General features: G+C 44.3%; 14 protein-coding genes and 1 pseudogene. 4 read left to right on the top strand and 11 right to left on the bottom strand.

Annotation, left to right across the window (positions count from 1 at the left end; translation table 11 throughout):
- Positions 1 to 3: 3 nt before the first annotated feature.
- The 6 genes and pseudogenes from WC407_RS12380 to WC407_RS12355 form a co-directional block, all read right to left on the bottom strand.
- Positions 4 to 2037 carry a glycoside hydrolase gene (locus WC407_RS12380; protein ID WP_373022975.1) on the bottom strand — a complete coding sequence of 678 codons (2034 nt, stop codon included), beginning with the start codon at positions 2035 to 2037 and terminating at the stop codon, positions 4 to 6.
- On the bottom strand, positions 2037 to 4544 hold the full coding sequence (locus tag WC407_RS12375) for a sugar phosphate nucleotidyltransferase (protein ID WP_373022974.1): 2508 nt from the start codon (positions 4542 to 4544) through the stop codon (positions 2037 to 2039). The genes WC407_RS12380 and WC407_RS12375 overlap by 1 nt, the downstream gene beginning before the upstream one ends.
- Before the next feature lie 101 nt (positions 4545 to 4645).
- On the bottom strand, positions 4646 to 5860 hold the full coding sequence (pgk, locus tag WC407_RS12370; RefSeq protein ID WP_373022973.1) for a phosphoglycerate kinase: 1215 nt from the start codon (positions 5858 to 5860) through the stop codon (positions 4646 to 4648).
- Positions 5857 to 5985, bottom strand: a complete 129-nt coding sequence (locus tag WC407_RS12365; RefSeq protein WP_373022972.1) for a hypothetical protein — start codon at positions 5983 to 5985, stop codon at positions 5857 to 5859. The genes pgk and WC407_RS12365 overlap by 4 nt, the downstream gene beginning before the upstream one ends.
- Positions 5982 to 6188: pseudogene (locus WC407_RS12360) on the bottom strand (type II toxin-antitoxin system RelE/ParE family toxin); the annotation flags it as partial. The pseudogene WC407_RS12360 and the gene WC407_RS12365, both read right to left, overlap by 4 nt.
- A 178-nt stretch (positions 6189 to 6366) precedes the next feature.
- On the bottom strand, positions 6367 to 8847 hold the full coding sequence (locus WC407_RS12355) for a plasma-membrane proton-efflux P-type ATPase (RefSeq protein ID WP_373022971.1): 2481 nt from the start codon (positions 8845 to 8847) through the stop codon (positions 6367 to 6369).
- 286 nt (positions 8848 to 9133) lie between these two features.
- Here WC407_RS12355 and WC407_RS12350 point away from each other — a divergent pair, with 286 nt between their 5' ends.
- Genes WC407_RS12350 through glgP form a run of 4 tightly spaced genes read left to right on the top strand, consistent with a single transcriptional unit; the run spans position 9134 to position 15874 of the window.
- Positions 9134 to 10510, top strand: a complete 1377-nt coding sequence (locus WC407_RS12350; RefSeq protein ID WP_373022970.1) for an aldehyde dehydrogenase — start codon at positions 9134 to 9136, stop codon at positions 10508 to 10510.
- A gap of 49 nt (positions 10511 to 10559) precedes the next feature.
- Positions 10560 to 11651, top strand: coding sequence for a zinc-dependent alcohol dehydrogenase family protein (locus WC407_RS12345; protein WP_373022969.1), 1092 nt, complete (start codon positions 10560 to 10562; stop codon positions 11649 to 11651).
- Entirely contained in the window at positions 11648 to 13315 is a 1668-nt protein-coding gene (locus WC407_RS12340) for an alpha-keto acid decarboxylase family protein (protein WP_373022968.1), read from the top strand. The genes WC407_RS12345 and WC407_RS12340 overlap by 4 nt, the downstream gene beginning before the upstream one ends.
- A 15-nt stretch (positions 13316 to 13330) precedes the next feature.
- On the top strand, positions 13331 to 15874 hold the full coding sequence (gene glgP, locus WC407_RS12335; RefSeq protein ID WP_373022967.1) for an alpha-glucan family phosphorylase: 2544 nt from the start codon (positions 13331 to 13333) through the stop codon (positions 15872 to 15874).
- A 66-nt stretch (positions 15875 to 15940) separates the two neighbouring features.
- Here the strand turns inward: glgP and WC407_RS12330 are convergent, their stop codons facing one another.
- The 5 genes from WC407_RS12330 to WC407_RS12310 form a co-directional block, all read right to left on the bottom strand.
- Positions 15941 to 16072: a hypothetical protein gene (locus WC407_RS12330; RefSeq protein WP_373022966.1), complete on the bottom strand. Its 132-nt coding sequence runs from the start codon at positions 16070 to 16072 to the stop codon at positions 15941 to 15943.
- Positions 16073 to 16261: 189 nt separating this feature from the next.
- A complete protein-coding gene (gene pgaD, locus WC407_RS12325; protein ID WP_373022965.1) occupies positions 16262 to 16705 on the bottom strand; it encodes a poly-beta-1,6-N-acetyl-D-glucosamine biosynthesis protein PgaD in 444 nt (147 codons plus the stop codon).
- 7 nt (positions 16706 to 16712) lie between these two features.
- The gene (gene pgaC / locus WC407_RS12320) at positions 16713 to 18002 is read right to left on the bottom strand and encodes a poly-beta-1,6-N-acetyl-D-glucosamine synthase (protein ID WP_373022964.1); all 1290 of its coding nucleotides are present in this window, start codon (positions 18000 to 18002) and stop codon (positions 16713 to 16715) included.
- Between the two features lie 12 nt (positions 18003 to 18014).
- Positions 18015 to 20024, bottom strand: a complete 2010-nt coding sequence (pgaB, locus tag WC407_RS12315; protein WP_373022963.1) for a poly-beta-1,6-N-acetyl-D-glucosamine N-deacetylase PgaB — start codon at positions 20022 to 20024, stop codon at positions 18015 to 18017.
- An 89-nt stretch (positions 20025 to 20113) separates the two neighbouring features.
- Positions 20114 to 21211: a phosphoethanolamine transferase gene (locus WC407_RS12310; protein WP_373022962.1), complete on the bottom strand. Its 1098-nt coding sequence runs from the start codon at positions 21209 to 21211 to the stop codon at positions 20114 to 20116.
- Between the last annotated feature and the right edge of the window lie 395 nt (positions 21212 to 21606).

Below are 21606 nucleotides of genomic sequence, written 5' to 3'. Positions count from 1 at the left end.
TTACTAAACAAACCAGTTGGCGGCATAATGTTCATTCAAGTCGACACACAGTGCACCGTTGCCCGGCATTGTTTGGAGTATCTTATTCCCGCTGATCAGCTCAAAGCGTAGATGAAAGAGTCTCATCTCCTTGAAATGCAATCTTGATAGTGCAATTTCAATCCGCTCATCAATTGCCACGTTATCATTTTGACCACACGTGAGCGTTTCCAAATCATATTCAAACCGTTCACCACTCTCTTCAAGCATCACCTGCAGTTTCAACCCTCGTCGATCGACGGTACTCAACACTCCCACAAATGCGATGTAAATCGCTTTCTTGTCATGCCCATAATAGAGAGTTTCAATCGGACCTCGAACTCTATCCATAGTGGAGTAAAGCTTTTTTTCATCCATACTGCCGCATCCGAGCCACTCGAAAAATGAGGAGTATTTTCCATCAATACTCGGTGTGATTGGAGCGGATGGCTTAACCCAAAATGGTGCCGCACTATTCATCGAAATAATCGTGGTGAAAAGATTAGCAGGAGGAGTCATCCCTAAAAGATCATAGATAGCGATCAGATGTCCCCGAAAAAGGGTATCGAATTCACTCGCAAATTCGGTTACATGGTCATCACCGTACCACCAAAACCAGTCACTGCATTCAGAGGCTAAAAAATGATCCTCAATTTTTCGTGCCGCATCGCCTACTATACTTCCCGAAAAATTTTCAACATCCCGTTTTGTTTGATAAATCAGTTCCCATGCACGGTTTTTTTGGGGATGCCCAGACCAGGTATCAAATGAGCCGTGAATCCAACTTCCCGGATGAAGTGATTTTAATTCCGTATGCTTTTTTTCATCTGCAATCTCATCCATATTGACACATTGGCACCAAGGTGTCTCTTCTAAACGTTTATATAAGGCGTTAAAAAAATCAAACCCGTTATTCGCATAAAACTCCCACGCATTCTCTCCATCAACGATAACAAAAACCGTAGATTCATCATTCTCCAGATGAATAGCTTCCAATGATCGGAGAAAATGGTTTGAGGCATCTTCGGCTCCCTTATATCGATAGGTAAATCCAAGCAGATCACTGAGGCCATGATCACGAAATCCGATAGTAATCCCCTCATAATCGTAAGTTTTATAAAGATTATGACGATCTTCACTCTCCAGTGAATGAAATAAAATCGCTTCATCGGTAGCAATCCACTTCACCCCATGTTCGCGATAGTACTCTACACTTTTGGGATCAACCGCCCCCTCTGCCGGCCAAAAACCGCTCGGCTTACAGTTGAAATATCTTTCATACAATGCGATAGATCGCTCGATATGTTTTAGAGCATCTTCGTGAAGCGATACGGCTCTTGAGGGAATAGTAGTATAGGGATTAGCGATAATTGCATTTTCCATATTGATCAACAGAGGCAATATCGGATGAAAATATGGGGTAGTCGAGACCGAAATTTTTCCCTCTTTTTGTAATGTGGCATAAAAAGGGATAATCGTCTGTATAAATGCGGATAGAGTATTCAGTAGCTGATTTTTGTCACTTTGTTTATAGTTCTTCCCCCGATTCAAAAGCTCTTTTACAACCTTGTTTTCGCCTCGAAGGTAATTTCCACACCATGACAATATAAATAGCATCTCTAAATCAACCAGTTCATCATTAGTGTAACTGCTTTGTGTATATAAACATTCATAACGCACAAGGGGTCTTACCATAGTCTGAAATTGGGTCGATTTACAGATTTTTATCACCCATTCTCGTTCTTGAAAACTTAGTGCTGATGGGTGTAGGTCCCATAGAGAGAGAAAATAGTCATTTTTAAGAGGTTCTCGATAAAGCTCCAACTGCTCCATAAGTGTTGCAGTGAGGTTAAAGGTCGCTTTGATCGTCTCATGGCGGCTCACAAGCCACGGCATCTCATAATAGTCTTTGATGGCATGTAAAAATACCCATGGCATCCCCATAACCCCATCACTTCTACGATAATCGGGCTGATGCATGTGCCAGAAAAATGAGAGGCTAAGGGGTTTTGTTTCCATTAACTATTGATCCATTCCTCAATTTTTGACTTATACATTGCACAGATACGTTCACCCTCTTCATCCAATTTAGCTTGAATATAGAGGTTCAAATTATCACTATACTGGTCTGGAATCATTAAAATCCAATCCTGCGGTTTAAGCCAAATTTTTACACCATCAAGGGTTGATGATTTTTTTCCTTTGGAGTCTTCGAGGAACATGCGCATCATTTTCCCTTTATTCGCTTGAGTACAAGGGACTTGAAAAGTATTATAATAAAAATGAGGGAGCGATTCGATCATTTCCGAGAGTTTTACCCGATTACAAACAATCATCTCTAAAATTTTGAGTGTTGCATACATTGAATCACGATGGGAAGAGAACTCAGTAAAAGCAAAGTTCCCCTCTCCGGTTGCTACTAAATCGTACTCTTTCATCTTCTCTTTTTTGAAATTCCCGTATTGTCCATGCTCTATTTCAAGGTGATCAAAATAGACAAAATCGGCCGCCCATGTCGGTAAAAATACCTTTTTTACTATCCCTTGATTTTTTGCTTCCATATTAAGTAATGTAAGGACAATAAACAATGCAGCTTGCTTACTCAGCAGTATCCCTTTATCACAGAGTATATCGATCCGCTGTCCGTGAGGATAGATAATAAATCCGGCATCAAGCTCAAGAGCTTTTATCACTGAACTCATATCTTCATACGATGATTTGGTTAAAAAATTGATATTGTCGAGGCGCTGAATATCTGGATGGGCATTGAAAAGTATATGATCAACTCCCATATCGTTGAGGATATCTGGGAATACTTCGGAGGCCATCCCATGCATCATGTCCACTGCAATTCGGCAGTTAAGGCATTTAAACATATGCGATTGGAGAAGTTCTTCCATCCCCCTTTTATATTCAACGTACTCTTTCGCATGATCTGACATATATATTTGCCCTATGCGGGAATAGTCAACCCGTCGAAAGGTCTCTTTGAAAAACGCTTTTTCTACCTTTTTTGCCATATCGTTGTTGATTCGAAGTGCTTCATAGTTAAAAAACGTAATGACGGTACTGGTCGGATCATCAAGCTTTTGATTGATATGAATCCCTCCTGCATACTCATCATGAAACGAAAGACTGCACCGCATTACTGCCGAGGGGATTGCACCGTAATCGAGGACATCCATACCAGAGGAGAGTAATCCACCCAAAAATGCCCTCTTCAACATACGAGAGCTCTTGGCATTGTCACGCGATACGAGAATCATTGAACCTACCTGCATCTGGGCACCGAATGCTTCGGCGAGCTTTGTTGCCATTTCACATGAAATTTCAACATTGGACTTTCCAACAACCAGTCCGTTTTCAAAAATGGAATTTTTGTATTTGCTCCCCAAAATCATACTGCGACTGACAATTGCCGCATCTTCAATCACTTTATCCGGCCAGATGGTTACATCTTTTTCGACAGTAACCAACTCGCCGATTTCGCACCCCTCAGCCAAAATCAACCCCGATTTTGCCGTAACATTTTTACCGATACGATTATTGTTACAGATGACACATCCATCCAATCGTGTATTTTTGCCGATCTCAACATTATTCCAAATAACACTATTCGAGATTTTTGACGAAACGCCGATAACTACATTATCCCCTATGACAACATTGTTGAGTTTTGAGCCTTTTTTAATCGTTACATTGTTTCCGATAACAACAATACCAACCACTTCGATATTCTCATCGATAATATTATCCTCTTCACAAATCAGGACTCCATCAGTGTATTTAATTGCCTCACCTGAGAGTTGAAATTTGATTTTTCCACTCAAAATATCGTCATATACATCACGGTAACTCTCAGGATTACCCACATCACGCCAGTACCCTTGCGCGTATCCCGCCATTAGATCAATCCCTTCTCGCATCAGCATAGGAAAGAGATCTTTTGCAAAATCAAAATTTTCGTTGCTCGGGATATAATTGAGGATCTCAGGTTCAATGACATAGATACCGGTATTGATTGTATCGCTAAAGACTTCTCCCCAACTGGGTTTTTCGAGAAATTTTTCGATTTTCCCCTCTTCATTGGCAATAACAACTCCAAATTCGAGTGGATTTTCGACCGATGTCAAGGTAATAGTAAGTTTTGAGTTTTTGGATTTATGATAGTCGAAAATCGCTTGAAAATCAAAATCGGTCACCAAATCGCCACTGATAATTATAAAATTTTCATTCCCGATATACTCTTGGGCTTTTTTGACCGCACCGGCAGTACCATAATCGTCATCAGGAAGCACGTAGCTAATATTGATCCCCCATTTGCTACCGTTTCCAAAATGGTGTTTAATAATTTCAGGTTTAAAATAGAGTAAAACAATAAACTCTGTAATGCCTAAATCACGTAAGCTAAGAATCGTGTGCTCCATCATCGGACGGTTCATAATCGGGAGCATAGGTTTAGGGACAGAATTGGTGAGCGGTTGTATCCTCGTACCAAATCCTCCAGCCATAATCACGGCTTTCATACGTCTCCTTTAAGAAAAAGTAATAATGCTAATGATTAATCATAGCATACGTTTCATACTGTTTTGTCAGAAAAATGCAATATTTTATGACCAAAATGTGACTATTGCTCTTTCCGATCCAGCTTTTCAAATCCAGGCAATATTTTCCCCTCTAGCAATTCCAAACTAGCCCCGCCTCCGGTCGAGATAAAACTGAAATTATCCTTTTCCCCTGCTTTTTCTACCGCATCAGCTGTGTCGCCTCCGCCGACAATCGTGTAAGCATAAGAAGCACCGATAGCCGAAGCGAGTTTATAAGTCCCTTTAGAAAAACGATCGATCTCATAAATGCCCATCGGACCGTTCCAAATGATTGTATTGGAAAGCTCTATTGCTTCTGAAAAAAGTTTAAGAGTAGCCGGACCGATATCAACAAAGCTAAATTCATCCAAGACATCCTGCACTGGAGTAACACGGACGTCTATCGGATTTTCGACTGAATCGGTGATGACACCGTCTACCGGCAAATAGAACTTCACATTATGTTTCTTTGCCTCTTCCATCACTGAGCGTGCCGTCTCAACGAAATCTTGTTCAAACATCGAGTGCTTCATATCGTATCCCAATGCCTGAAGAAACGTATTGCTCATAGCACCGCCGACAATCAGTTTGTCAATTTTTGGCATGATGGAAGTAAGCAAAGTGATTTTGGAAGAAATTTTCGATCCTCCAACTACAAGTGCTATTGGTCGAATCGGCTTTTCAAGCGCTTTCAGAAACGCTTCTATTTCACGCATCATCAAAAAACCGGCCACTTTTGTATCAACGAATTCCGTAATCCCATAAGTAGAAGCATGTTTCCGATGGGATGTGCCGAATGCATCGTTTACATAAACATCACAAATATCGGCAAGTTTTTTGGAAAATTCGGGATCATTTTTTTTCTCACCGGCATGAAAACGGATATTTTCAAGCAAAAATACCCGCTCCAACGAGCAGCTTGCCATCTCATCATGCGAAGCTTCGAAATCTTCGATAAACTCTACCCGTTTTTCCAGCATACGTTCCAGCCGCTTTTGAATATGACGCAGAGAATAACGCTCTTCATATCCACCCTTCGGATTGCCAAGATGGGATACTAAGATGATAGAGCATGCATTGTGGTCGATGCAATAATTAATAGTAGAGAGGGCCGAACGGATACGCCGGTCATCGGAGATATTCCCCTGTGAATCAATAGGGACATTGAAATCAACTCGAATCAGAACCCTTTTACCCGAGACATCAATCTCTTTGACACTTTTTACACCGTTCATCGTTTGTAGATTGCTGATCATTCTTTTGCCATTGTTTCTTCTAGTTGGAATGCGATCACTCGTTTAATAGCTTCTGCCTCTGCAAGCATACCTTCTTCTTGGAGGAAGTTATCGAATGAGCTTCCGATACCTTGTTGCAATTTCATTGAATCTCCTTCATACGCTTTAGTGCTAAATCAATTTCTTCTTTTGGTGTTTGTTGCGTTTTTTTGACAAACCCATTAAGCAGTACCATATAGTAATCGATAATGGTAAATATTACCCGTCCAATTCGCTTATCTGAAATACTACTTCGAACTTCATAGAGTTTATTACCCAAAGGACGAGAGACCTGCATACCGATCGGCCATCCATATTCACGTGTTCTTCAAGGTGTTTTTTATACTTCTATTTCGACTTGTAGGCTGCTTTCACCAGCATCGGCCACTTGTCCAGCTTGACCCGTTTTCCCTGTGCTACGCGGAAATTCTTAATTTTGATTTTCATCTTTATCCTTTCTATCATGTTAGCGGTGTTGTTCAGACCGACTAATTTTTTGGCTTGCTTCCAGTTTTGACTGGATCAAATATCCGGTAGGCGAGCAGTTTTACGCGATCATTAAAGAGAAACCATACCGAAGCGTAGCCCCACACCATTAGCGCCCAACTCCAACCGAGCGGTGTCATAAATAGCCCGTAAACCGCAATCAGCGTCGCCACGATTTGTGTACTGAATACAGCTAACAGTAAAATCGGCGCAGGGCGTATTGACCAAAACGGGCCGCGTGTGCGTGTTTGGAAAATTTTGAAATGCCCAGACACGGACAATTTTAGGTAAATTAACGTCTGAATGAACGCATGGTCTAAGTGAAATACGCGTTCACCCAGATAAAATAGACCAAACGAGTCCGCTACCCCGATGACGCCCACCACCGTTGCGACGCCCAGTACCATACGCATATTCCAAGTCTCAGGCTTATCTTTGTAATGAACATTATCATATGCAATGGACAGTATAGCGCCGTCATTGAGGAGTGCCAACATCACGATCATCACCGCAGTCAACGGGTAAAAGTTGAATATCAGGATCGATAGCGTCATGAACAACAACACGCCCAGTGTCTCGGCAATGCGATAGATTGCGTAACTGTTCATACGCTGGAAGATTTTTCGACTTTCCTTGATTGCATCGACGATCACCGACAGGCCGGACGTCATCAACACAATGGACGCTGCCGCACGTGCTGCATCCGTTGCACCCGATACGGCTATGCCGCAATCGGCCTTCTTCAGTGCAGCGGCATCGTTCACCCCGTCGCCAGTCATACCGACGATATGACCACGTTTTTGCAGGACATCCACGATGTGGAACTTGTGTTCGGGAAATACTTGGGCGAAACCGTCGGCCTTTTCGATGGACTCAGCCACTTCTGAGGTCTCCTCTTTTTTCGAGTCACCCAAGCTGGAGGCATCGAGAATATTGGCACCCAAGTTCAATTTTTTGGCGGTTTCCTTGGCAATGGCAAGTGCATCGCCCGTCACCATCTTAACCTTAACTCCCATCGCCATCGCGGTCGCGATGGTTTCCTTGGCATCTTCCCGCGGCGGATCGAACAAAGGTAACACACCAACAAACTGCCATTGGTCATCGTCCTCAGACCTCGCCACGCCCAGCGAACGAAAACCGCTCGCCGCAAAGTCGTTGACCGCCTTGTCGACGGCGGACTTGACTTCACCGGCATTCGTCGCCAGTGCCAGGATCACCTGCGGCGCCCCTTTTGTCACCTTGAATTGTTTTCCGTCCATACCCTTGACGGTCGCTTCGGTGCGCTTATGCACAGGATCGAACGGCAGGAAATGCACCACATGGTAATCCTTCAGGGCCTTGTCATCTTTCAAGCCGCCCAACACGGCTATGTCTATCGTGTCCTTGTCGTCCGCACGCGACGCCAGCGCGGCGTCGAGGATCACTTGCTCGGCGGGAATATTGTTCACGCTGAACGGATCGCCCAGCGTGAGTTTGTTCTGGGTCAGCGTACCGGTCTTGTCGGCACACAACACATCTACGCCGGCCAATTCCTCGATGGCAGCCAGACGGGTCACGATTACTTTCTTCCTAGCAAGTAGGCGCGCGCCGACAGCCATAGTTACTGACAACACTGTGGGCATCGCCACGGGAATCGCGGCCACGGTCAGCACCAGAGCGAACTGCAAGGTAGTGAGGATTGGGTCGCCGCGGTAAATCGCGACGGCAATAATTGCGGCCACCAGCACAACTGCGAGAATAATCAGGTAATTGCCAATCTTCAATACCGCCTTTTGAAAATGGCTATCTGAAGGTGCATTCTGAACCAGTTCAGCGGTCTTTCCGAAATAGGTGTTTACACCGGTAGCATACACCAGTGCACTGCACTCACCCCGCCGGATAATGGAACCGGAAAACACTGCATCGCCCTGTTTACGCGAAGCGGGTAAGGACTCTCCTGTCAGCGCGGACTGATCGACCGACATAGGATCGCCATCTATTAAACGCACATCCGCAGGGACAATATCTCCCAGACGCATGCGAATGACATCACCCGGCACCAGCTCACGCGCGGGCGGATTGATCCACTTCCCGTCACGGATCACCCTGGCCTTGACCGCCAGCTCGGCTTTGAGGGCTTTAATTGCATTACCAGCTGCGTGTTCCTCCCAGAATCCGACCGCGGCGTTGGCCAAGAGAAGAATCAGAATGATCCCAAAGTCAGGCCAATGTTTAGAAATCGCCGAAAGTATCACGGCAGCTTCGATCATCCACGGGATGGGACCCCAAAAATAGCTGAGAAACTTCAGTAGCAGATTGGTCTTCTTTTCCTCAATCTCGTTGGGTCCATATTGACTCAGCCGCTTTGTCGCCTCGACTTGAGTGAGCCCTTTTGGCGACGAGCCGAGTTTCTTCTCCACTTCCGATAGAGGCAGGGATTTCAGATCATCCTTAGCATCAGGCTTTGATTCGGGAGCTTTGGGTTGTTCGGCATTGTGTTCCATAATGGTTATTCTCCTGTGAAATCGAATAAGAAAAAATCATAATAAAAGAATTTTCTGATATAAAGCATTATAACCATATATATTAAAAATAAATTTTTTTTATTAATTCGATATTAAACATATTACTTAATTGCTATTGATAACCATTATAATGCTATAGTGTTATTAATAATTATATATGTAAAGAAATAGTGTTCAATGATAGTAGTAAATCCAATACATATAGTGTTACAAAATGACTGACTAGTACGGTATAAAAGATATTCAGATACAGAAAGGAACTATAGTGAATTTAATTAAAAAAAATGAAAAGCAAAATGTTTGCAACGATACTGATCATGTCATCTTCGCTACAGTAGATGCTGCCGTCTTCGCTGCGGCTCAAGCGCAGAAGGTCTTTGAGGAGTACAGTCTCGAAGTGCGCCGCGCCGTTATTAAGGCCATGCGAGATATTTCCATCGCCAATGCGCAACGATGGGGGCATATGGCAGTTGATGAGACAAAGATGGGGCGTGCCGATGACAAGACGCAGAAAAATATTCTTTGTGCCACTCGCACGCCGGGGGTTGAAGACCTGCATTCACAAGCCTACACCGGCGATGAAGGACTGACCTTGGTGGAGTATGCGCCATTTGGTGTTGTGGTTGCAGTTACCCCCTCCAACAACCCCGCTGCGACCATCATATCTAATGCTATTGGCATACTCTCAGCTGGCAATTCTGTGGTCTTCGCCCCGCATCCTGCCGCACTCAATGTTTGTCAGGATGTGATGTGCGCACTCTCTTCGGCTGCAGTCGCTGCAGGTGCTCCAGCAGGATTGATCACCACATTTTCTCCTCTTTCTCATGAGGCAACCAAGTCTCTTCTGTCTCATCCAGACGTTAATCTCAATATGGTAACTGGCGGTTCTGCCATCGTGAAAGTAGCCATGAGCACTGGGAAAATTTGCAAAACCATTGCGGCCGGTCCCGGAAACCCTCCTGTCGTTGTCGACGAAACAGCCCTCTTTCCAAAATGCGTCGAGGAGATCATATTTGGTGCAAGCTTCGACAACAACGTGCTGTGCATCGTGGAAAAAGAAGTCTTCGTAGTCGAGGCGGCCAAGGCGCAATTTCTGGAATGCATGCGTTTGGATAAGCGGGCTTTCGAGCTTTCCGTATCTCAAATGGACGCATTGGCCGAACTCCTCATCAAGAAACACGAGGACTCTAATGAACCGTTCATGAATCGCGACTATGTTGGTCGCGATGCGGCGGTCATAGCCAAAGCTATTGGCTTGGAAGTTCCTCACTCCACGCGCTTGTTGTGGGGGGAAGTATCCGATGATCACCCTTTTATTTGGATCGAACAGCTCATGCCTATCCTCCCAGTTACCTTCGTAAAAGATGTTGATTCAGCCATCGAATTGGCCTATCAAGCGGAGGGTGGTAACCATCATACTGCATCCATGTACTCGACTCACATCGGGAATCTGACGCGTATGGGGCGACGTATGCAGTGCTCTATCTTCGTCAAAAACGCCGCAACTCTCTATGGCCTTGGTATGGGAGAGGGGTACGCATCCATGTCCATAGGAACCCCAACCGGAGATGGCCTCACCAAGACCTCGCATTTTGTGAGACCGTTACATTGCTGCCTTATAGGCTATTTTAGGATCGCTTAATGCCAATATTTGCTCGCAACATAAACTCTATTAAACCAAAGGAATTCCAATGAGCAACTCCTCTTCTAAAGACAATACCACCACGATGAAAGCGCTCGTCTTTCATGGGCCGAATAATCTGGCGTTGGAAGATCGACCCCGGCCAACACTCAAAGAATCAACAGATGCCATCGTACGCATCACCACAACCAGCATCTGCGGAACCGATCTGCACATACTAAAGGGCGATGTTCCAACGGTTGAGGACGGGCGTATTCTCGGACATGAAGGGGTGGGGATCATCGAGGAAGCGGGATCAAGCGTATTAAATTTTAAAAAGGGTGATAAGGTTCTGATCTCGCTGATTACTTCCTGCGGCAGATGCGACTTCTGCAAGAGGGCGATGTATTCGCATTGCAGTAATGGCGGTTGGCGGTTGGGCAACCATATAGACGGCACGCAGGCCGAATACGTCAGAATCCCTTATGCCGATACTGGCTTATACCGGCTCTCACCCGATATAGATGATGAAGCTGCCGTCATGCTAAGTTGTAATATGCCTACCGGACTTGAATGCGGGACGTTAAGCGGACAAGTGAAACCGGGGGACACTGTGGCGATTATTGGCGCAGGACCTGTCGGTCTGGCTGCGTTGCTCACCGCGCAACTCTACTCGCCTGCCGAAATCATTATAATTGGTCATAACAATGACCGGCTGGAAATCGCGCGCTCGTTGGGCGCAACGCAGATTATAAACAGCGCGGATGGCAAGGCGGTCGAGCAAGTCATGGAACTGACAAAAAATGCCGGAGTGGACGTGGCTATCGAAGCCGTCGGCGTCGCAGCGACTTTTGATATCGCTCAGTCGATCATCACCCCCGGAGGGCGTATTGCCAACATGGGTGTACATGGTAAGCCAGTCGAGCTGCACCTTGAAAAACTCTGGAGTTCCAATATCACGTTGACCACGCGTCTAGTTGATGCGGGTACAACGCCGATGCTGCTAAAAATGGTCGAGTCGGGACGCCTTGATACGAAAAAACTCATAAGCCACCGTTTCGAACTCTCAGAAATTCTGAAAGCGTATGACACCTATGCCAATGCGGCGAAGAAACATGCGCTTAAGGTGGTAATCAAATGCCAAGGAGTAATAGCTACATGACAAGTTCAAAGATAACCGTTGCCGAATACCTACTCATCCGGCTTAAGCAAATCGGGTTGGATCATCTGTTCGGTGTAGCGGGAGATTTTGTCCTCGGCTTCTTAAATCAGGTGCTAAATAGTGAGGTGGAATACGTCGGCACCTGCAACGAGCTCAATGCGGCTTATGCCGCTGACGGTTACGCGCGAATCAAAGGTATAGGAGCTTTTGTCACTACTTTTGGCGTCGGCGAACTAAGTGCTATCAACGGTGTAGCCGGAGCTTATGCCGAAAGGGTTCCGGTGGTGGTGATAACCGGCTCACCCGCCACGATCAATTTCCGCACTCGTCCTTTGCTGCACCATACCTTGGGCGATTACCAGATTCCTCTGAAGATGTACGAGAAGATTACCGTCGCCTCTACACAGCTCTCTTGCGGTGAAACTGCACCGGGTGAAATCGACAGGGTGTTGAGAGCGTGCCTTTACTCCCAATTGCCGGTCTACATCAGTATCCCCTCAGATGTGGTGATGATGAAATGTGATCGGCCTAATGCTTTTGTCTTTCCTGTACATGCTCCCAGCGATCCGAGTGCGCTAAATGAGGCAATCAATGAAGCGCTTGACATGCTATGTCAAGCGAAAAAGCCGGTAGTGATTGGTGGCGTGGAGTTGATACGTTTCAAGTTACAAAATGAATTTTCAGCTTTACTCGATAAGACGGGCTTCCCGTATGTAACCATGATGCTCGGCAAGAGTCTCCTCTCAGAACAGCACCCGCAATTCATCGGGCTGTTCGAGGGGGATCGGAGCCGCGACTATGTGCGTGAGCAAATCGAGTCAGCAGACTGCATTCTGCAACTCGGGGAGCTGATGAGTGACTTCAATACGGGCGGATTCACCACACGGCTAGACGACTCAAAAACGATCTGCGCCAACATCCGTACCGTCAAAATCAAACACCATTATTTCGAGAATGTTTATCTTCGCGATTTTATTCTAGGGTTGAGCGCAAAGCTGGATCGGCACGATGTTGCAACTCTTGAGATTCAGAGTGCTGTCGATAGCTGTGAGCATCGACATACGCAAGCCTACCGATCCGAAGCACCGCAAGCGCTGACTATCAAGCGCTTCTTCGACCGGATGAGCCATTTTGTCGAAAAAGATTCAATCGTCATCGCCGAAACAGGTGTCTCCTTGTTCAGTACCGCAGAGATGTTGATGCCTGAAGGGGCGACCTTCATTGGGCAAACTTTTTACGGTTCGATTGGTTATACCGTTGGGGCCGCGTTGGGTGCCAGTATGGCGGCGCAAGAGCGTAGAGTCGTGTTGTTTGTGGGAGATGGTGCTTTTCAGGTTACCTGTCAGGATCTCTCTACTATGATTCGCTACGCTCTTAAGCCCATAATTTTTCTTCTCAATAATGACGGCTACACCATCGAGCGTGTGATCGTTGATCGGCCTTACAACGACATCCAGCCTTGGCATTATCATAAGCTGGTAGAAGTGTTCGGCGGTGGGTTGGGCCTTGATGTTCACACGGAAGGAGAACTTGAAGATGCGCTGGAAAAAGCCGGCACAGCGGATGGTCTGGTATTCGTTGAGATTCACACCGGGCGGCTGGATTGTCCAGAGGCGCTGCGCAGTGCTGGCCGATCAATGGCAAAAATAAATCAGCTTACTTAAACTCAAGGGATCACTATGAGTGAACAAACACCAGTAAGTCATCCGCTATACGACTTGTTGCCTACAGATGTTGCGGGGTTCAAATCCCTGGTCGATCTGGCCCTGGATATGCGCTGGTCCTGGAGTCATACCTCCGATGAAGTATGGCGAGAACTGGATCCTGTGCTATGGAACCTGACGCATCATCCGTGCGATGTCCTGCAGACGGTCTCGCGCGACAAGCTGCGCAATGCGCTCGCCGATCCGGTTTTCCGCAAAAAGATTGATGCCCTTGTGCAGTCCAAGAAACAGCTGGAAGACGCATCCGCGTGGTTTCAGCAAACACACCCGAAATCACCGTTGAACTGCGTCGCGTATTTCAGTATGGAATTCATGTTGAGCGAAGCGTTGCCCATTTATTCTGGTGGTCTCGGAAATGTGGCTGGCGATCAACTCAAGGCCGCTAGCGATCTGGGCATGCCGGTGGTCGGTGTGGGGTTGCTCTACCAGCAGGGATATTTTCGCCAAGTAATAGACCGAAATGGTGCACAACAAGCCCTCTATCCGTACAACGATCCGGGCCAATTGCCGGTCACGCCGTTACGGAAATCGGATGGAGAGTGGTTACGACTCGAAGTTGTCCTTCCTGGCTACTCAGTCTGGTTACGCACCTGGCAGGTTCAAGTCGGTTGTGTGAAATTGTATCTGCTGGACAGCAATGACATCGCGAATTATCCGGCACATCGCGGTATTACCAGTGAGCTGTATGGTGGTGGATCGGAGTTGCGCCTGACACAGGAAATGGTGCTGGGAATTGGCGGTTGGCGTTTATTGCGTGCTCTTGGTTTGCAACCTGAAGTGTGCCACTTGAATGAAGGCCATACTGCATTGGTGGTACTGGAGCGCGCGCGTGATTTCATGCAAGAAACAGGTCACCCTTTTGATGTAGCCCTAGCGGTGACCAGAGCAGGTAATCTGTTCACAACGCACACGGCAGTGGCTACCGGTTTTGATCGTTTTGCGCCGGCTCTCGTTAAACAATACCTCGGTGGTTATGCCGAGCGGCTTGGTCTCACACTTCGCAACCTGCTGGCACTTGGCCGACACAATCCAGACGATGAGTCGGAACCATTTAATATGGCTTATTTGGCGATTCGCGGTAGCGGTGCGGTGAATGCCGTCAGCCGCTTGCATGGGAAAGTAAGCAGACATTTATTTGAGCCGCTGTTTCCAAATATTCCACATGAAGAAGTGCCGGTAGGGCATGTGACCAACGGTGTTCACATGCCGACCTGGGATTCCGCTGCGGCGGATGCACTGTGGACTGAAGCCTGTGGTAAAGACCGTTGGCTTGGAACAGCGGAGGTTATGGGGAACAACATGCGCCGTGTTTCCGATGAGAGGCTCTGGCAATTTCGCATTGAAGCCAGTCAAACTTTTGTGGATTTCGTGCGCAAGCGCTCGTCCAGAGAAATGGTGATCTCCGGTGCAACGCCCACAACGGTAGCGGAGGCCGCACAGATTTTTGATCCCAACGTATTGACCCTAGGCTTTGCACGTCGCTTCGCAAGCTATAAACGTCCCAACATGCTATTGCACGATCCAGAGCGTCTGCTTCGTCTACTGAGCAATCCTCAACGTCCGGTGCAACTCGTCATTGCAGGAAAAGCACATCCCGAGGATCGTACAGGGCAGGACCTCATTCGCCAGTGGACGCAATTCATCCGGAGACCGGAAGTACGTCGCCATGTAATTTTTCTTAGCGATTATAACATGCAGCTGAGCGAGTCTTTGGTACAGGGAGTCGATGTCTGGATCAATACACCGCGTCGTCCGTGGGAGGCATGCGGCACCAGTGGTATGAAAGTGTTGGTCAACGGCGGAATCAATTTGTCCGAACTGGATGGCTGGTGGGCGGAAGCCTATACACCGGAAGTTGGCTGGGCCTTGGGCGATGGGCAGGAACATGGTGATGATCCCGCTTGGGATGCGTACGAAGCCGAGCAACTCTATGATCTGCTCGAACGCGAAGTGATCCCGGAATTCTATACTCGCGATGATCAGGGCATTCCCACGGCTTGGGTTAACCGCATGCGTGAAAGCATGGCACAGCTAACGCCGCAATTTTCCAGCAACCGTACTGTGCGTGAATACACTGAACAATATTATCTTCCTGCGGCTATAGCCTACCGAGAACGCAGTGCCAACAATAGCGCGTTTGGTGTGCTAATGGTTGATTGGAAGTATGCGCTGGAACAAAAATGGAATTCACAGCGGTTCGGCGAAGTTAAAATTGAAACTATTGGTGAGCAACACGTATTTGAAGTGCAGATATATTTGGATGGTCTGAATGCCGAAGCTGTACAAGTCGAGCTTTATGCCAATAGTATTGATGGTGGTGCTCCGGTACGGGTAGAGATGAAGTGCGTGCGACCTCTGGTCGGCGCAATCAATGGCTATGCCTACCGCGCAAGTGTTTCTGTAGAGCGTCCGGCGCTAGACTATACAGCGCGACTTATACCACATCGCGATGGCGTTTCGATTCCTCTCGAAGAAAATCATATTCTATGGCAGAGATGATTGGCTATTTATCAACAAAATAAGTACTGATTTTACACTCCGCTCGACAACACGGGTATAAAATTGTCAGATAACCAATGATCTGTTTAACCTTCCAAAGGCCTCGTTTATTTTGTTCCGAGAGCTATCGATGTCGTCTTTGATTTGTTCCCAAAAATCGCCCAGGTCTTCATTCAGTTCCGCTATCTTAGTTCTCATGTCACTAGCTATCTGCTCTAGTTCTTCAATCGTGAACTGAAACTTTTTATGATGCATTATAATACAAATTAACACAAGTTATATTTCAGTCATATAAATTTAGAGCTTGTAATAATAGAAGGAAGGATTGTTTTTAAAAAGCGGTCTATAAAGCTTCCCCTTGCGGGAAAAATAAGTCTCTCTTTTGCATTACACCTTATTTTTGGTAATGTGATTATCTAAACTAATAATATGACCGTGATCATCATGGTAAACCGTAATAAATTGACTATTTTCACACTCCTGCAACTGTACATCGTGTAAATGAAAATAATCTGAATAATTCTTAGAATGATATATCAAATGCTCACTTGGAGCCTGATGCCTATGCAGTCTTGACAATAAAAACAACACTACCGGCGTTGCGATTAAAGTATAGATGGCATTTTCAAACGTTACACTATGAATATTCTCAAAAATCCAATCTGATATTTCATTAGCTGGCACTTCTAAAGTAATTATTCGATAAAAGACGTGCAATAAAGGCTTCCACAAATAAATAAAACCTACCCATAGTAAAATAGTTATTATGTCCCAAGCCAATCTTTTGGTCCTAGGTAACTCACGGCGTTTATTAATAATGAGCGTTTCCATATTCGTCTTAACCTTTTTTCACTTGTTGATGTGCGCCTCGATCGGGGCTAACCCATCTTGCTCGTCCTTTTTTGCCCAATAATACTTTGGGAAGAGCCACTACTGCTGTAAACAAATTCAGTAGCCAAAAGGCAAAGGGATACCAAATCATCCAAAAGTAATTTTTCCCCAAACCTTGGTCATAACGGCCGTCTAACCATTTACTGATCGCAAACTGTATCAAACATACGCCGATTAGAATAACACTGCTTTGATCCGGCAAAATCGGTGAGTGAGTAGGCATTAAATAGGGAAATGGCATAAACAAACTGATAAACCAAACTAAAAATACCAACACCATACTATAGGCCCAAAGCATACTAAGCATTTGTTCAACCATGAGTCCCCAAAGATGGGTTTGTTTGTGCATAAATAAAACTTTGAAATTTTTGAGCATGACTTGAACACCGCCCATAGCCCAACGCAACCGTTGTTTCCAAAGCCCTTTCAATGTTTCCGGCATCAAAATCCACACTAAAGCACGAGGTTCAAAACGTACATCCCAACCATTACGTTGCAATTTCCAAGAAATGTCAATATCTTCGGTCAGCATATCAGGGCTCCAATAGCCTACCTCATGTACAGCTGCCTTTCTAAAGCCGGTAATCACACCCGATACAGTAAATATTCGTCCAAAACTACGCTGTGCACGTTTAATCATACCTACAATAGAAGAAAACTCGCCAACTTGTATTTTACCTAATAGCGTCGTGCGATTGCGTATTCTTGGATTACCCGTTACGGCGGCAACTTCCGGATAGCGAATAAAATGCTTAACCATCCAATACACACAATATTTATCAATCAAGGCATCTCCATCAATGCACACTAAGTACTCATACTTTGCTACCAATGCACCGGCTTGAAGCCCTAAAGCTTTACCTTGATTTGCGGCTAAATTCACCACTTTTAATTTTGGATTATCTTTTGCCAAATTCACTAATATTTCTAGCGTATCATCACTACTACCATCGTTAATAGCAATGACTTCAAATTCCGGGTATTCTACATTGAGTGCATAACTAATTGTTTCGATAGCATTTTGCCCTTCATTGTAGCATGGGATTAAAATACTGACGCCTGCCCAAGTTTCATTGTTTCTCAGGGGGGGTATTATGTATTTAGCGTAGGGTTTTTCATTTTTAAAATAGAAAAATATTGCCCCTATTATCCATAAACTCGACATAAACAGTGGATAATAAAATACATATCCTAAAATTGTATGCCATATTAAAAGAAAAAATATAGAAAAAGTCATTAATAATCCTTATTACTGGTTAGGCATGGTATTCGCATACATACGTACCGGTTTTTGAGAAAACGCTTGATTCATCATATCGGCATCAGGGTTATTGGTATACACACTCTCAGGATAATATGCAATATGATGAACACCTAAAGTGTATAAATGTCTTATAGTCTGATCCAATTCTTGAGAAGAAATCGGCTCATTAGCTTTTCTCCAATTCACCGTCTGCAGCTCGATTACCGTACGTTCCAGTCCGCACTGTTCTTCTTTTACGTGTTTGACTATTTCATCATAAAACTTTTGGGCATCAGGGGCTTCTTCCATATAGGGCATTGCCATAATAGCGGTATAGTCATAATTCTTTATCGACTCGTGCAAGCTTTGGGCATACCACTCTTCAGAGTTGTTATTGAGTGCAACTTGCGCATACAGGTTTCGTGCTGTTTTGAGCCCCGGTTGCTCGTCTCTTAGAATTTGCGCTAATTGCATTGCAAACGCATCCAAATAGTGTGTTTTCAGTTTAGTCCATTGCTGAAATTGTTGTCGATCCGTTCTGATTTGAGTAACACTTGGCGCCAATCCCCACTTCTTATATTGCTTATGGGCAAATACACTGTCATCTTCAAAATCGGATAACGTTACGTCATCATGAAATAATATTCCGTCAATATAGGCTGACTTTGCAAAATCTTCATAAATTTCTTTAATGACTTTGCGCGCTTTAGGTGAAAATGGGGATAATCTCGGATACCCCATATTGAGATGAGTCGGATCAACTTGCAACGTCACGACCGTATCTTTGGCCGCCGGATTGTTTTTCGGTAATTGCCAGGCGATCATGGGCATCCATGCATAAATACGCTTGACCTGCGTGCATTTGGCAATTTGCCACGAAACACGGTTAAATAGATTTGCACGCATGGGTATATGTCGATTGGGAAAATAGACATAGTCCGCAGCACCATTGGCATCAGGATCGGCAAACGCTTGCAGATAAACCGTATTGACCCCCAGTTTTTTAATACGCTCCAGCAATAAGGCAATATTTTTTTCCTGCTGGATCGGATCGGCATCATAAAGATAATCCATATCGACATGAGCCGCTTTGGTCGTTCTAGCATCATCGGTAAAATTACCGTTTCGCATCCACATAAGAAATTCCAATTCCTGAAGGGTCATCTTTCCCTCTACCAATATACGTCGAAGTCCCCACAATGGGGTAATGCGGGTATTGCTCCCATCATCTAACGTTAATCCTATGGGCATACCTAAGCGCTCTGCAATGCGACGCACCTCGATATTATAGCGTCCGTACGGCCACACCATGACGCGAGGTTTTTGTCCCGTATAGCGCTCTAAAAAAACATTATTTTCCAATAGGTCATTGTAAATACGTTGCTGATAACTTTTTTCATCTTCATACCTTTGTTTTTCGACAAGCCATTGACGAGTGGTAAGGGCCGGCTCCATATTGCCTTGCGGATTACCTGCAATCCCTTTATGCATGCAACAGCTATGACTGGCAACCTCTACGAGACCGCTACCGACCATCTCTTTGATCTGCGTTTGGCTTAAAAACTTGCTACGTGCAATCATATGCCCGTCAAAATCGACTTTATCTGTAGCCCTCATCCAGTTCCCCACGAGCGCAATGACACTCGGGATTTTGTATTTTTTCAAAATCGGATAGGCATTGGTATAAACCGACTCATAGCCATCATCGAAGGTAATCAAAACAGCATTACCGGGTAACGGCTTTCCAGCATTACGATAGGCTAAAATATCATCTATCCCGACAAAGTGATACCCGTTATCCATTAACCAATGTATCTGCCGATCAAAATTCGATGGAGTTACCGCATACGTTGAATCAAGCGTTTCACTTTTATCTGCTATTTCGTGATAACTTAGAATGGTAAACTCGTTGACATTTTGATCTCGACTGCACATATTAGGCAAATCATTGGCCATAGCATAACTGCTTAAAAAACCTATCAAGACCAAAATAAATTTTAATATCGGTTTGAACATAAATCAGACTACTTTCTTTTAAATTTTATTACAATATTATACAGTACATTCACTTGCAAACCTCAAATTTACTTAGGTTCATAAGGCACTTATTTATAGACTTCTAATTTATCGAAATTAAATATATTGCTAGGTTCAACAGCCATAACGTCACGTGAAAAAGATAGGTTTTTATGATTGCTAATACCGCTGACGTATTGCACAATATAATTGAAATTTTCCAAATTGAAATATCCCTTTTTGTTATCTCTATAAATTTCGTCCAATCTTGAATTTTTGACATTGCTATAGATCACAAAGGGAACCGTGTATTCATCTTTAAACGGCGGTAAAAAACCATGTCCGTTGTTTTCAAGATTTATATTTTCACCATGATCCGACACATAGATGAGCAACAATTTTTCATTCTTAAATTTTTCATAAATCTGACTCAATATGTAGTCGCTGTAATGGATACTGTTATCGTACTCTTCCACAATATTTTTGGGATTTTTAAACAAAGCAGTCTCTTTTTTGTATCGGTTTATATAGTCAGAATGAGACCCCATCAGATGCAAGAGGTACATCTCTTTTTCCGAATTTCTTTGAAGCTTGTTTAAGTAATCGAGGAGCACCTCATCCGTTTTAGCCTCAAGATAGTTTAGATTTGCAAAAAAAGATATATTTGCTTCATACGCCATAGATGAGATGGAAGAATCGTTTTTTCCCACACGCCCTTGATTTGAAATCCAATACGTTTCATAGTGATTGGCCTTAAAATTCGTAAGTACGGAACAAGAGTGAAAATATCGATCCTCATAATAGTTTACATTCGCTTCGGTCAACTCAATAGGAACGGAATATCTTGTCTGATTTGTAGGCGCTATGGCATTGAATATATACAGATGATGTGTTTTTTGAAGAGAATCCAAAAAAGGAGTGGTAGGAAAATCATAGCCATAGAGGGACATATGGCTTTTATTAACACTCTCCCCCATAACAATGATGATCTTGTCATACAACTGATTTTTTTTATTGGCTTTAGCGATCTTGATATGACGTATGTATTCTTCTCTAGCTTTCATGATTTGATCTATTTTATTCGTATCATCAATTACGGTACAAATTTCACATGGAACGCTAAAAGGTTCAAACTCTTTGATAGGATTGATATAAAAACTGACCGCAATAAGGACCGAAAGAAACACGCCTAACCCTATAGTTCTAAATACTTTATAAGAATGGGTAAAATGTCTAAGAAATCTGGATAAAAGATATAAGACAAAAAATGAAAAAAGTATTAGCGCATAATCTCTATAATCGATATACCGTGCGATATACTCTTTAGACTCATAGATAGGGGATAAAAAAGCGACTTCAATACGAGGCTTGATATCCGGTAACGCATAACCCCAATGCAGCGCAATATGTCCGATAAGTATATTGCTTAAATTAATAAAAATAATAAATACAGAGAATAAAATTTTACTGAACTTCGGAATGGTGATCAATAAGATGAGAGTAATGAGCAAATATGTGGCATGTATTGAATTGGGAGAAAATATAAACTGTGGCAAGATTGTAAATGCAGAGATCAAAGTGC

This window comes from Sulfuricurvum sp., assembly GCF_041651515.1.
GTDB lineage: Bacteria > Campylobacterota > Campylobacteria > Campylobacterales > Sulfurimonadaceae > Sulfuricurvum.
The sequence above is the reverse complement of the archived record's forward strand: the minus strand, read 5'-3'. Positions and strand labels throughout refer to the sequence as shown.